Annotated in this window: 13 protein-coding genes and 1 pseudogene; 8 read left to right on the forward strand and 6 right to left on the reverse strand. The window is 67.7% G+C overall.

The genetic code is table 11. The annotated features are described in order from the left end of the window. Positions 1–185 (forward strand): annotated as a pseudogene (locus ACRDU5_RS10590) (SDR family oxidoreductase); the annotation flags it as partial. Between the two features lie 54 nt (positions 186–239). Here ACRDU5_RS10590 and ACRDU5_RS10595 read toward each other — a convergent pair. Next, positions 240–1427: a transposase gene (locus ACRDU5_RS10595; protein WP_526614451.1), complete on the reverse strand. Its 1188-nt coding sequence runs from the start codon at positions 1425–1427 to the stop codon at positions 240–242. Between the two features lie 92 nt (positions 1428–1519). Between ACRDU5_RS10595 and ACRDU5_RS10600 the strand changes: the two genes are divergently transcribed. Next, complete coding sequence (locus ACRDU5_RS10600) at positions 1520–3775, forward strand: helicase-associated domain-containing protein (protein ID WP_526614452.1); 2256 nt, start codon at positions 1520–1522, stop codon at positions 3773–3775. A gap of 8 nt (positions 3776–3783) precedes the next feature. Next, entirely contained in the window at positions 3784–5430 is a 1647-nt protein-coding gene (locus ACRDU5_RS10605; RefSeq protein ID WP_526614453.1) for a DNA repair helicase XPB, read from the forward strand. Here ACRDU5_RS10605 and ACRDU5_RS10610 read toward each other — a convergent pair. Then, a complete protein-coding gene (locus tag ACRDU5_RS10610; protein WP_526614454.1) occupies positions 5427–5771 on the reverse strand; it encodes a cupin domain-containing protein in 345 nt (114 codons plus the stop codon). The two genes, ACRDU5_RS10605 and ACRDU5_RS10610, sit on opposite strands and share 4 nt — an antisense overlap. A gap of 85 nt (positions 5772–5856) precedes the next feature. On the opposite strand from ACRDU5_RS10610, the gene ACRDU5_RS10615 reads away from it, so the two are divergent. The 3 genes from ACRDU5_RS10615 (at position 5857) to ACRDU5_RS10625 (ending at position 7538) form a co-directional block, all read left to right on the forward strand. After that, complete coding sequence (locus ACRDU5_RS10615; protein ID WP_526614455.1) at positions 5857–6690, forward strand: NAD(P)H-binding protein; 834 nt, start codon at positions 5857–5859, stop codon at positions 6688–6690. A gap of 74 nt (positions 6691–6764) precedes the next feature. After that, positions 6765–6896 carry a hypothetical protein gene (locus ACRDU5_RS10620; RefSeq protein WP_526614457.1) on the forward strand — a complete coding sequence of 44 codons (132 nt, stop codon included), beginning with the start codon at positions 6765–6767 and terminating at the stop codon, positions 6894–6896. A 117-nt stretch (positions 6897–7013) separates the two neighbouring features. Continuing rightward, positions 7014–7538, forward strand: coding sequence for a hypothetical protein (locus tag ACRDU5_RS10625; protein ID WP_526614458.1), 525 nt, complete (start codon positions 7014–7016; stop codon positions 7536–7538). A gap of 9 nt (positions 7539–7547) precedes the next feature. Here ACRDU5_RS10625 and ACRDU5_RS10630 read toward each other — a convergent pair whose 3' ends face one another. Next, the gene (locus tag ACRDU5_RS10630; RefSeq protein WP_526614459.1) at positions 7548–8537 is read right to left on the reverse strand and encodes an LLM class F420-dependent oxidoreductase; all 990 of its coding nucleotides are present in this window, start codon (positions 8535–8537) and stop codon (positions 7548–7550) included. Between the two features lie 19 nt (positions 8538–8556). Then, positions 8557–9000 (reverse strand): universal stress protein, encoded by a 444-nt coding sequence (locus ACRDU5_RS10635; protein WP_526614460.1) that lies wholly within the window; start codon positions 8998–9000, stop codon positions 8557–8559. A 68-nt stretch (positions 9001–9068) separates the two neighbouring features. On the opposite strand from ACRDU5_RS10635, the gene ACRDU5_RS10640 reads away from it, so the two are divergent. Continuing rightward, complete coding sequence (locus ACRDU5_RS10640; protein ID WP_526614461.1) at positions 9069–9494, forward strand: pyridoxamine 5'-phosphate oxidase family protein; 426 nt, start codon at positions 9069–9071, stop codon at positions 9492–9494. A 5-nt stretch (positions 9495–9499) separates the two neighbouring features. After that, positions 9500–10108, forward strand: coding sequence for a class I SAM-dependent methyltransferase (locus ACRDU5_RS10645; RefSeq protein WP_526614462.1), 609 nt, complete (start codon positions 9500–9502; stop codon positions 10106–10108). Here the strand turns inward: ACRDU5_RS10645 and ACRDU5_RS10650 are convergent. Next, positions 10078–11574, reverse strand: a complete 1497-nt coding sequence (locus ACRDU5_RS10650) for a class I adenylate-forming enzyme family protein (protein WP_526614463.1) — start codon at positions 11572–11574, stop codon at positions 10078–10080. The two genes, ACRDU5_RS10645 and ACRDU5_RS10650, sit on opposite strands and share 31 nt — an antisense overlap. Before the next feature lie 22 nt (positions 11575–11596). Beyond that, positions 11597–12693, reverse strand: a 1097-nt coding sequence (locus ACRDU5_RS10655; protein ID WP_526614464.1) for a 3-hydroxyacyl-CoA dehydrogenase family protein, incomplete at its 5' end; no start/stop codon positions are given.

A 12693-nucleotide genomic window follows, 5' to 3' on the forward strand; every position in this document is an offset into this window, starting at 1 on the left:
ACGCGGTGCACGCTCTGATCACCCGGCCGGCCGACTGCAGCGGCCACTTCTACACCGATGAAGAGGTGCTGTCCGAGGAGGGTGTGCACGACCTGTCCGGCTATCGGCTGGCCGCCACCGAGGACGACCTGATGCCGAACTTCTACCTTCCGTCGACCCCGGTGCCGACGACGAGGACGGTATAGGTGATCCTTGACGTCCTCCCCAGGCTGAAGCCAAGGGATTCCAACCCCGTCCTACTACCTATGGGCAGGAGAGCTGAGCTGAGGGTCACGGTTCGTAGACCGGCTAGCACCGAGGTCTCCCCGTGCTGTCACCGCCCGTCCGGCGGCGATGTTGCGTGCAGCGTTCACGTCGGCGTTCGGGGTCCCCGCATCGCAGGCTGCGCACTCGAAAACCGCTTGGCTCTTGCGGTTTCCGGGTGCGACATGCCCGCAGGCGGAGCATCGTTGCGACGTGTAGGCGGCCGGAATCTGCTCGACCCGACCATGGGCCTTGTGCTGCAAACGCGCGGCCAGCAGACCCCAACAACTCCGGTTGATAGCCCGGTTGAGACCGCGTTTCTGAGCAACACCCACACCAGGTTGCTCCACAGTTCCGCGCGCAGAGCGGGTCATCGCACGCACATCAAGTGCTTCGAGGCGGATCGTATCGAAGCGCCGCGCGATGTCAGTGGTGGCCTTTTCGACCCAGTCCTTGCGACGGTCTCTCTCGCGGGCTTTGAGCTTCGCGATCGCCAGCTTCGTGCGGGCACGCCGGTTGGAGCCGCGCTCGGCGCGGGCCAGCCGCTGCTGCAGCACCTTGAGCCGCCTGGCCTCACCGCGGCTCAGACCAGGCACTTGCAGCAGTTCACCGGTCGACGAGGCCGCCGACACGGCAACACCGCGGTCGATACCGACCACACTGCCCTCACCTGGGCCCGCGATGGGTTCGGGGATGTGGGCGAACGCGATATGCCATCGGCCGGCCCGATCACGGGTGACCCGGTAGGACTTCACCTCCTCAGGGACCGGCCGCGAGAGGCGAAGGCGCACCCAGCCCACTTTGGGCACCCACACCCGGCCAAACCGGCGATTCAGCCGCTCGACATGATGCGGCCTGACCGCGACCTGCCGGAATCCCTCATGCACGCCGGCTTTACGCCAGGTCGGGCGGCGGTGCGTTCTGTTGAAAAAGTTGCGCATCGCCTGGGCAAAGTCCCGCAGCGCCTGCTGCCGCACGGTTTGCGACCCGGCGGCCAGCCAGTCGTGCTCGGCGCGGGCCGCGGTCAACTGAGCGCACTGCTCGTGGTAGCCGGGCGCGCGGCGTCCCGGCTGCCAATGCTGTTGCTGCTCGACGGCCAGGTTCCACACATACCGGGCGTGGCGACAATGCTCGGCCAACACCGCCGCCTGCTCAGCGGTAGGAAGAAGCCGGTATCGCGCCACGCCAGTAACGTAGCCGCCACCACCGACACCATAAGGAGAGACGGCGCTTCCTGCCCCAGCTAAGCCAGGGTTTCCACGCCGCAAGGATCCCAATGACCGAACAAACTTCGGGCACCCCGCTGGGCGCCTGGCTGGCCGATCTGCCCGACGAGCGGCTCATCCGGCTGCTGGAGCTGCGGCCCGACCTGACACAGCCGCCACCGGGCAGCATCGCGGCGCTGGCGGCCCGCGCGCAGGCCCGCCAATCGGTCAAGGCCGGCACCGACGAGCTGGACTTTCTCCGGCTGGCGGTGCTCGACGCGCTGCTGGTGCTGCACGCCGACACCGCGCCCGTGCCGCCGGCCAAGCTGATGGCCCTGATCGATGACCGCTCCGGTGAACAGACCGTCGTCGTCGCGCTGGACGACCTGCGCGAGCGTGCGCTGGTGTGGGGCGACGCCACGTTGCGGGTGGCCGCCGAGGCCGCGGCCGCCCTGCCTTGGTATCCCGGGCAGGCCATCCTCGAAGCGCCCGACCACACTGCCGACGAGATTGCCGACCTGCTCGCGGGCCTGAACGACGCGCAGCGCGACCTGTTGCGGCGCCTGATGGAGGGCTCGCCGATGGGCAGAACCCGCGACGCCGCGCCCGGAACCCCGCCGGACCGCCCGGTGCAGCGGCTGCTGGCCGCGGGTCTGCTCCGTCAGATCGACGCCGAAACCGTGATCCTGCCCCGCATGGTGGGCCAGGTGCTTCGCGGTGAGATGGCCGGCCCGGCCGAGTTGACGCCGCCCGATCCTGTGGTGTCGTCCACCACACCGGCCGACGTCGACGCTGTCGCCGCGGGAGCGGTGATCGATCTGCTACGTGAAGTCGAGTTGGTGCTCGAAACCTTCGGTGCCGCACCGGTTCCCGAGCTGCGCAGCGGCGGGCTGGGGGTACGCGACGTCAAGCGGCTGACCAAGCTGACCGGCATCGACGAACGGCGGCTGGGCCTGATCCTCGAGCTCGCGGCGGCGGCGGGGCTGATCGCGCCCGGTCTGCCTGACCTTGATCCGCGGGACGGCGGCGGGCCACACTGGGCGCCGACCGTGGCGGCGGACCGATTCATCGAATCGCCGACCGCGACGCGTTGGCACCTGCTGGCATCCACCTGGCTGGATCTCCCCGCCAGGCCGGGACTGATCGGCAGCCGTGGGCCAGACGGCAAACCCTATGCGGCCCTTTCCGATTCGCTGTATTCCACCGCCGCTCCGCTGGACCGCCGGTTGTTGTTGAACATGCTCGCCGACCTGTCCGCGGGCGCTGGCGTGGACGCTACCGAGGCCTCGGGGGCGATGATCTGGCGGCGCCCCCGCTGGGCGGTGCGGTTACAACCGCAGCCGGTGAGCGACCTGCTCACCGAGGCACACGCTTTGGGAATTGTGGGCCGTGGCGCGATCACCACCCCGGCCCGCGGGCTCCTGTCCGGCGGGCCGGACGAGGATGCCGTCGACGCGATGGCCCGGGCACTGCCGGAGCCGATCGATCACTTCTTGCTGCAGGCCGACCTGACGGTTGTCGTGCCCGGGCCGCTGGAACGCAAGCTGGCCGAGCAGCTGGCCGCGGTGGCGACCGTCGAATCGGCGGGCGCTGCAATGGTGTACCGGATCAGCGAGGCGTCGATTCGGCGCGCTCTGGACACCGGACGGACAGCGGGCGAGTTGCATGCGCTGTTCAAACGACACTCCAAAACACCTGTGCCACAAGGTCTCACATATCTCATCGACGACGTCGCCCGCAGACATGGGCAACTGCGCGTCGGGATCGCCGCCTCGTTCGTCCGCTGCGAGGACCCCGCGCTGCTCGCCCAGGCCGTCGCCGCGCCCGCGGCCGAGCAGCTGGAAATGAGGGTGCTCGCCCCGACCGTGGCGGTGTCGCAGGCGCCGATCTCCGAGGTGCTGGCGGCACTCCGAGCAGCCGGCTTCGCCCCGGCAGCCGAGGACACGTCCGGGACGATCGTTGATATTCGGGCCCGCGGGGCGCGGGTGCCCGCGCCGCCGCACCGCCGGGTCCATCGGCCGGTGCCGGCTCCCACCGGGCAGACGCTGGGCGCGATCGTCGCGGTCTTGCGCAAGGTGGCCGCGACCCCGTTCGCCAACATGCGGATCGACCCCGCCGTGGCGATCTCGCAGCTGCAGGAGGCGGCGCGGCTACAGGACTCGGTGGTGATCGGATACGTCGACCCGGCGGGCGTCGCCACCCAGCGCGTGGTGGCGCCGATCAATGTCCGTGGCGGCCAGCTGACCGCCTACGATCCGGCGTCCGGCCGGGTCCGCGACTTCGCCATCCATCGCGTCACGTCGGTGGTGTCGGCCGAACCCGGATAATGGATCGAATGACCGGCCCCCTGATCGTGCAGTCCGACAAGACGGTGCTGCTCGAGGTCGAGCATGAGCAAGCGGGCGAAGCGCGCGCCGCGATCGCCCCGTTCGCCGAGCTGGAGCGCGCGCCCGAACACGTCCACACCTACCGCATCACCCCGCTGGCACTGTGGACCGCCCGTGCGGCCGGCCACGATGCCGAACAGGTTGTCGACGCGCTGGTGTCGTTCTCCCGCTACGCGGTGCCCCAGCCGCTGCTGGTCGACATCGTCGACACCATGGCCCGGTATGGCCGGCTGCAGCTGGTGAAGCACCCGGCGCACGGCCTGACGCTGGTCAGCTTCGACCGCGCGGTGCTCGAGGAGGTGCTGCGCAACAAGAAGATCGCGCCGATGCTGGGCGCCCGCATCGACGACGACACTGTGGTGGTGCACAACAGCGAGCGCGGCCGAGTCAAGCAGATGCTGCTCAAGATCGGTTGGCCGGCCGACGATTTGGCGGGCTACGTCGACGGTGAGGCGCACCCGATCAGCCTGCGCCAGGACGGCTGGCACCTGCGCGACTACCAGGTGATGGCCGCCGATTCGTTCTGGTCCGGCGGCTCGGGCGTGGTGGTGCTGCCGTGCGGCGCGGGCAAGACCTTGGTCGGCGCGGCGGCGATGGCCAAGGCCGGCGCGACGACCCTGATCCTGGTCACCAACACCGTCGCGGGCCGGCAGTGGAAGCGCGAGCTGATGAACCGGACGTCGCTGACCGAGGAAGAGATCGGCGAGTACTCCGGGGAACGCAAGGAGATCCGCCCGGTCACCATTGCCACGTACCAGGTGATGACCCGGCGCTCCAAGGGCGAGTACCGGCACCTCGAGCTGTTCGACAGCCGCGACTGGGGCCTGATCATCTACGACGAAGTGCATCTGCTGCCGGCGCCGGTGTTCCGGATGACCGCCGACCTGCAGTCCCGGCGGCGGCTGGGTCTGACCGCCACGCTGATCCGCGAGGACGGTCGCGAGGGTGACGTCTTCAGCCTGATCGGGCCGAAGCGCTACGACGCGCCGTGGAAGGACATCGAAGCGCAGGGCTGGATCGCACCCGCGGAGTGCATCGAGGTGCGGGTGACGATGACCGACAACGAGCGGATGCTCTACGCCACCGCCGAGCCCGATGAGCGATACCGGCTGTGTTCGACGGTGCATTCGAAGCTCGCGGTGGTGAAGTCCATTCTGGAGCGTCATCCCGGCGACCAGATCTTGGTGATCGGCGCCTATCTGGATCAGCTCGACGAGCTGGGCGAGGAATTGAATGCGCCGGTCATCCAGGGATCGACCAAGACATCCGACCGGGAGGCCCTGTTCGACGCGTTCCGGCGCGGCGAGGTGCCCACGCTGGTGGTGTCGAAGGTCGCCAACTTCTCCATTGACCTGCCGGAAGCCAATGTGGCGGTGCAGGTTTCGGGGACGTTCGGGTCTCGGCAGGAGGAGGCGCAGCGGCTGGGCCGGCTGCTCCGGCCGAAATCCGACGGCGGCGGCGCGATGTTCTACTCGGTGGTGTCGCGCGACAGCCTGGACGCCGAGTATGCCGCGCACCGTCAGCGCTTCCTGGCTGAGCAGGGCTACGGCTACGTGATCCGCGACGCCGATGATCTGCTCGGCCCGGCGATCTAGACGTGCGGCCCAACGGGTTTCACGACGGTCAGTAGCACCACCGAATCCTCCACCGCCTGCAATCCATGCCGTACACGAGGCAGGATGATGTGATCGCCGGGCGACCCGTTCCAGCCGGCCGATGAGTTGGTCACCCGCACCCTGCCCTGCAGCACCTGCAGTGTGGACTCGCCGGGGCTTTCGTGATCGTCCAGCGTGCTACCGGCCGTCATCGCCAGCAGGGTCTGGCGCAGAGAGTGCTCGTGGCCGCCGTAGATCGTGTGTGCACTACGGCCGCTGCTCGCCGCGCGCGCCGTTTCCAGATGCTGCCGCGCGAGCGCGGTGAGTGAGATCTTCTCCATCGCCGGTCCCTTTCCAGACGATCCAACATGCTTTTGAGCGTTTAAGCCATGGATCGTCTCGAATCCGGGCCGTTGAATTCGACCCATGACCAACGCAATCACTAACACCATTCTCGTCATCGGCAGCACCGGCAAGACCGGAAAGCGCGTCGTAGACCAACTCGAAGAGCGCGGCCTACCCGTCCGGCGCGGTTCCCGCTCGGCGGACATCCCGTTCGACTGGGAGAAACCGCAGACCTGGGCGCCCGTCCTGGCCGGCGTCGACAAGGTCTACATCACCTACTACCCGGACCTGGCCGTGCCCGGGTCGGTCGAGGCAATCCGCCGGCTCACCGAACTCGCCAACCAAGCCGGCGTCAGCAGGCTCGTGCTGCTCTCCGGTCGCAACGAAGTCGAGGCCGAACGGGCCGAGGCCGTCGTCAAGGCGTCGGGCCTGCAGTGGACGGTCGTGCGGTGCGCCTTCTTCGCGCAGAACTTCAACGAGGGCGCCTGGCTCGACGAGGTGCTCGCGGGCACCGTGGCGCTGCCGGTCGACAACGCGCAGGAGCCGTTCGTGGACGTCGACGACATCGCCGACGTCGTGGTGGCCGCGCTGACCGACGACCGCCATGTCGGCCAGCTCTACGAGCTGACCGGACCGCGGTTGCTCAGCTTCCGCGAAGCGGTGGCGGAGGTTGCAGCGGCCGCCGGGCGTGACATCAGTTTCATGTCGGTGTCGATCGACGACTACACCGCGATGCTGAGGGAATACGGCATGCCGCAGGACTTCATCTGGCTGTTGAACCACTTGTTCACCGAGGTGCTGGGCAGCAAGGCACAGCTGGCCGACGGTGTGCAGCGCGCGCTGGGACGCGAGCCCAAGGACTTCAGCGACTACGCGCGCGAGACCGCGGCGACCGGCGTGTGGACGACCCAGTAGCTGGTTCGGCGCCGTCGAATCGGTGAGGATCGGCGGCCGGCAGCCAGACATCGCCGTCGTTTGCAGCTAATTTGGTGCTCGGCTACCTCAGCGCCGAGTTCTCATTTCCCGACCGGCAAGCGGTGAACGGGTATCTGGGTGTGGTTGTCACGCGCGGCGACGACGGCTGGAGCATCGCCCACTACCAGGCGTCGAAGCTCGATTAGCAACGTCGGATGGCACAAATCGCCCTGACGACGCGCGCGCCGCGTTAACGCGCTAGCCTCAGTCACGGGTCAACAGCAGCCCTCGCGGGCCCTATCAGGAGGCACACCACGCCACCCATGAGCGGACGCACGTTTTCACTCACGCACGTCGCCAGCATCGCACTCGCCGGTGCCGTAATCAGCTTGGGCGCGCTGGCCGTGGCGGCCCAGGCCAACGCGGATCCGGTGCCGCCGCCCTCCCCGACGCCGGCGGCGCCCGAGCCAGGCGTCGTTCCCCCAGGGCAGCCGGTGGTGGAAGCCCCGGGGAGCGAGCCCGTAGCGGCGCAAGCGCCGCCACCCGTCGGGGCACCGCCCATACCGGAAGTGCCGAACCCCGTGTATGGACAGGGTTCGAGGCCGGGGCCGTTGGGCTTCCTCAGGGATGCGTGGCACCAGGCTCAGGATCCATACGGGTTCACCCGTACGCCGCCTGGCCAGATGCCCGCAACGGCCCCACCACCGCCAGGGGCCGATCCGGCGCCGCCGCTGCCGCCGGGGTACTACTCCTTGAACGGGCCACCGCCGCCGGGGTACTTCGACCCGCCTCCGGCGCCCGATCCGGCCGCGCCACCACCGCTCGTGCCGGGTCCACCGGCGCCCTAGCCGCGGCGGCTAAGCCAGCGCCGGGATCACTTCGCGTTCGAACAGCTCGATACCGGAGCGGTCGTAGGCCGCCTCCGGGAAGTAGAGAATCGCGCACTCACAGCCGAGTTCCTGCATTCGCTCCAGCTTTTCGACGACCTGCTCCGGTGTGCCGCTGGCGGAGTCGGGCGACTTGACCATGGCCAGCATGGAGTCGACGGCGGCCTCGTTCGCCTTGGTCACCTGTCTGGCCCGGATACTGGCGATGCGCTCGTCCACGTCTGCCTCGGACTCGCCGACGACGGCGTTGAAGTTGGCCGACCGCACGATCGCGTGGTAGTCGGTGCCGACGTCGCGGCAGTGGTGGGCCAGCACCTGTGACTTGTGCGCGAATGCGGCGGGCTCGGAGGTGAAGTTGGTGTACTGCGCATACTTCGCGGCGATGCGCAGCGTCACCTTCTCCCCACCGCCGGCGATCCACAGCGGAATCCCGCTCTCCTGCAACGGCTTCGGCGCCACTATCGCGCCATCGACCTGATAGTGCTTGCCGTCGAAGCTGACCCTGCCGTCGCGCCAGGCGGTCCGCATGATCTGCACGCCCTCGTCGAGCCGGCCGAGTCGCACGCCGGCGGACGGGAATCCGTAGCCGTAGGCCCGCCATTCGTGCTCGTACCAGCCGCCGCCGATGCCCATCTGGATTCGGCCGCCGGAGACGATATCGGCGGTTGCCGCCAGCTTTGCGAGATAGACCGGATTGCGGTAGCTGATCGCGGTACACATCTGGCCGAGCTTGATCCGCGACGTGGTGGCGGCATAGGCCGACATCAGCGACCACGCCTCGTGGGTGGCCTCATCGGTCGGCATCGGCACGGTGTGGAAGTGGTCGTACACCCACAGCGAGTCCCAGGCGCTGTCATCGGCGTAGGCGGCCAGGTCACGCATCACCGGCCAATGCTTTTCGGTGGGAATGTCCACCAGATCGAGTCGCCAGCCCTGCGGGATGAATAGTCCGAAGCGCATGACCGTCGACCCTAAAGCCTCAGCCGGTGGTGTGGACGATCAGCACGTCGGCCTTGGCCCTGGTGGCGACACTTCCGGGGACCGAGAACACCCGCCCGATGATCGCGTTGAGCCCCGCGTTGCCGACTACCAGCAGATCGGCCTTGACGGACTCGGCGACGTCCACCAGCGCATGCACCGGAGCATCCTCAATCGCGCGCTCCTCGATATTCTTGGCCCCGGCCGCCTTGGCACGGTCGCGGGCCTCCCGCAAGATCGCGTAGATCGGCGCCTTGCCCTTCACTTTGTAGGCCTCGTCGCCGAGGGCGTCGGCCGCGCGCGAATCCTCAGGTTGGTGGAAGTATCCCGTCGCAATGATCAGCTTCGAGTCCGACTCGGCGGCCATCGTGCCTGCGCGGTCGACTGCCAGCAGCGACGACGCAGAACCGTCGGTCCCGACCACCACGGTCTGATAGGCCCCCATAGTTGCCCTCCCCGCATCGTTGGCAATGCCATTCGAGACACTAACCCGTCCTGACTAACCTGGCGAGCATGGCCCTTTCCAAGGAAGAACGCGAACATTTCCTAGCCGAACCCCACATCGCGGCGCTGTCGGTGAGCGCCGGCGACAAACGCGGACCGCTGACGGTGCCGATCTGGTACCAGTACTCGCCCGGCGGTGAGCCGTGGGTGCTGACCGGGAACGGTTCGCGCAAGCACCGTCTGATCGAGACGCAAGGGGAATTCACGCTGATGGTGGACCGCGCCGAACCGACGGTTCGCTACGTCGCGGTCGACGGTCCGATCAGCCGCATCGAGCCCGGCACCGACGAGCACCTCGTCGAGATAACCAAGCGCTACCTCCCGCCGCAGCATGTGGACGCCTATCTCGAGGTCGCCCGCCGCGAGCACGGCGAATCCGTGATCATCCATCTGAAGCCACAACACTGGCTGTCCGCCGACCTCGGGGGGTTCTGACGATCGTGTCCTCGCGACAACTACTCTTCAGGACGCTCTACCGGCTCGGCTTCACCCCGTGGGACGGCCATCCGATGGCGAAGAGCCTGCGGGACGTGATCGAGGGCGACGGCTCGCCCCCGCTGCCGGCGGCAACCGCGCTCGACCTGGGCTGCGGCACCGGCGACAACTCCATCTACCTGGCCAAGCACGGATGGAAGGTCACCGGTGTCGACTATGTCGCCAAGCCGGTGGACAAGGCACGCGCCAAGGCGGCGGCCAACAACGTGGACGTCACCTTCGCCCAGGCGGACGTGACCCGGCTGAGCTCAGAGGGCGTCGGCACAAACTTCGCATTGATCGTGGACAACGGATGCCTGCACGGCATGAATGACGAGGACCGCGACGCCTACGTTCGCGAAGTCACCGCCGTCGCCGCGCCCGACGCGAAGCTGCTGCTGGTCGAATTCATTCGTGGCGGCTCGTTCGGGGTGCCCGGCATCGACCCGGCCGAGGTGGAACGGCGATTCGCTGTGGACTGGACGTTGCTGTCCTCGGGCGACGAGCCGGGGATGGACCACAACGGCAAGAACCCGGGGCGCCACTACCTGTTTGCGCGCTCCGCGGGCTCGTAGAGTGCCGCGACGTCGGGCAGGCTCACCTTCAGCGCCGGGTTGCGCGGCAGTTCGTCCACCCAGGCGAAGGCCACCGGCACGTTGTACACCGGCAGCTCTTGACGCACCAGCTCCTTGAGCTCGTCGTCGGACGGACGGGCGGCGCCGGGCGTGGCTTCGAGGGCGGCGAACGGCACCTGACCCAGACGCGCATCGCGCACTCCAACAATGCAGGCGTCCCGTATCGCGGGGTGCGAGATCAGCACCCGCCGAACGGTTTCCGGAAGAATCTTGAATCCGCCGCGGTTGATCGCGCCGTCCGCCCTGCCGTGCAGCGTGACGAAACCGTCGGCGTCGATGGAGGCGATGTCGGTGGTTCGGATCCAGTCAGGGCTGATCGAGGCGATTCTGGCTTCCAACAACCCCTGCTCGCCCGCGGGCAGTTCGGCTCCGGTGTCGGGGTCGACGATGCGCACTCGGGTATCCGGCAGGGGTTTACCGACGCTGTTGCGCTTGGATTCACCGTACTCATCGACGAGATCGGGAGTCCACGCACAGAGTGAACCCGCGAATTCCGTTGCTCCGTAGGCCAACCGGATTGGGATATCGAAGTGCTTCTCGAACTCATCGCGAGTCTCGGGGTCGAGCGGGCCCGACGCACTGATCAGGAAATCCAACGACGCCAGATCTTCCTTGGGTACGTCGGCGTCGAGCAGCATGCGAATGACGGCGGGCTGCACGCCGGAGCGCTTGACGCCGTGCGTCTTTATCGCTTTGACAAACCCGTCGACGGTGAACCGCTCGAGCATGACGATGCGCCTGGCGTTGTGAACTCCCGCGACCAGCTGGCATACCCCGATGCCGCCGAACTGCCAGTAGGCGAATTCCGGCGGAGCCCCAGGCGGGGCGGCCTCACCGCTGGTCACACTGAATACCGTCCGCTCCAGCACGGACGTCTTGATCGCCTGCCGTTTCGGCGGGCCGGTGGTGCCGCTGGTCAGAATGTGCAGTGCCACACCGGGTTCGACGTCGGCGTGCCGTCGAGTGTGGTCGCGCCGCTGCAGGCCGGAGACGGCCGCGACGACGGGCGTCTGCATCGAGATCGCGACGCCGGCGCTCCCTGCGCGCTTGGCGGCGGTGATGACCGGATCGGTCCAGTCCTCGCGATCGGCGACTATGCCCGATAACTCGAGCTTTTCGATGTCGCGGCCGATCGACTCGGGCGACTGAAAGGAGTAAATCATCGAGACCGCCCGCCCGGCGGCGAGAAAGCCGATGATCGCCGCGGCGTGCGGCAGCCGGTTGCGGACCACCAGACCGACCGGCGCTCGCTCGTCGACCCCCGCGTCGCGCAAGGCGGTGGCGATCGCATCGGCGTACGCTGTGATCTCGTCGCCGGAGTACCACCGGCCCTCGAACTCGATGCACGGCCGCTCGCCGTACCTAGCGAGTCCCGCCGCGAACTTTTCGGTAAAGCCCTGGGTCACGCGGCCAATTTAGCGCGGATGACTAGAGCAGCGAGTCCGGCGGGGTGAAGCGGTCACCGTACTTGGCGGCCAGCTCACGCGCCCGCGCCACGAAACCGGCCTTGCCGCCGGGGTATCCGACGATGTACTGCGCCGAGCCACCGGTCCACGGCGGGAAGCCGATGCCCATGATCGAGCCGATGTTGGCATCCGCGGTCGACGTCAGTACGCCCTCGTCGAGGCACTTCTGGGTCTCCAGCGCCTCGGCGAACAGCATCCGGTCAATCATGTCCTGCAGCGGCGGTTGCGACGAGCCGGACTTGAACGTCTCGCGCAGTCCGGGCCACAGCTGGGTCCGCTTGCCGTCGACGTACTCGTAGAAGCCCGCGCCCTTCAGTCGAGACGGGCGATCGAGCTCGATCATCTTCTCGACGACCGCCTCGGCCGGGTGCGGCTCGTAGGTGCCGCCGGCGTCCTCGACACCCTTGCGCGTCGCGACAGCGATCTTGTGCATCAGTTCCAGGTTGAGCTCGTCGGACAGCTGCAGCGGCGGCGCCGGATAGCCGGCCTGCGAACCTGCGGCCTCGATGCTGGCCGGCTCGACACCCTCGCCGAGCATCGCCAGCGCCTCGTTGACGAACGTGCCGATCACGCGGCTGGTGAAGAAGCCCCGGCTGTCGTTGACCACGATCGGGGTCTTGCCGATCGCCAGCGTGTAGTCGAACACCCGGGCCAGCGCCTCGTCAGAGGTCTTCTCGCCCTTGATGATTTCCACCAAAGGCATCTTGTCGACCGGCGAGAAGAAGTGAATCCCGATGAAATCCTCCTGTCGCTTGATGCCGGACGCCAGGCCGGTGATCGGCAACGTAGAGGTGTTCGAGCCGAGCAGCGCGTTCGGCTCGACGACATCCTCGATCTCCTGGAAGACCTTGTGCTTTAGTTCCTGGTTCTCGAAGACCGCCTCGATCACGAAATCGACACCCTTGAGATCTGCGGCATCGGCCGTCGGGGTGATCCGGTCCAGCAGCGCCTTGGACTTCTCCTCGGTGGTCTTGCCGCGTTCCAGTGCCTTGGCTTCCAGCTTCTCGGAGTAGCCCTTGCCCTTTTGCGCAGCGTCGTTATCGACGTCCTTGAGCACCA

The sequence above is a fragment of the Mycobacterium sp. genome (assembly GCF_050701515.1).
GTDB lineage: Bacteria > Actinomycetota > Actinomycetes > Mycobacteriales > Mycobacteriaceae > Mycobacterium.

Coding starts and splice junctions, on each gene's coding strand:
- ACRDU5_RS10630 (WP_526614459.1), bottom strand. CDS start 8,537: ATGCGCTTCGGACTATTCATCCCGCAGGGCTGGCGACTCGATCTGGTG.
- ACRDU5_RS10635 (WP_526614460.1), bottom strand. CDS start 9,000: ATGGGGGCCTATCAGACCGTGGTGGTCGGGACCGACGGTTCTGCGTCG.
- ACRDU5_RS10625 (WP_526614458.1), top strand. CDS start 7,014: ATGAGCGGACGCACGTTTTCACTCACGCACGTCGCCAGCATCGCACTC.
- ACRDU5_RS10605 (WP_526614453.1), top strand. CDS start 3,784: ATGACCGGCCCCCTGATCGTGCAGTCCGACAAGACGGTGCTGCTCGAG.
- ACRDU5_RS10610 (WP_526614454.1), bottom strand. CDS start 5,771: ATGGAGAAGATCTCACTCACCGCGCTCGCGCGGCAGCATCTGGAAACG.
- ACRDU5_RS10640 (WP_526614461.1), top strand. CDS start 9,069: ATGGCCCTTTCCAAGGAAGAACGCGAACATTTCCTAGCCGAACCCCAC.
- ACRDU5_RS10600 (WP_526614452.1), top strand. CDS start 1,520: ATGACCGAACAAACTTCGGGCACCCCGCTGGGCGCCTGGCTGGCCGAT.
- ACRDU5_RS10615 (WP_526614455.1), top strand. CDS start 5,857: ATGACCAACGCAATCACTAACACCATTCTCGTCATCGGCAGCACCGGC.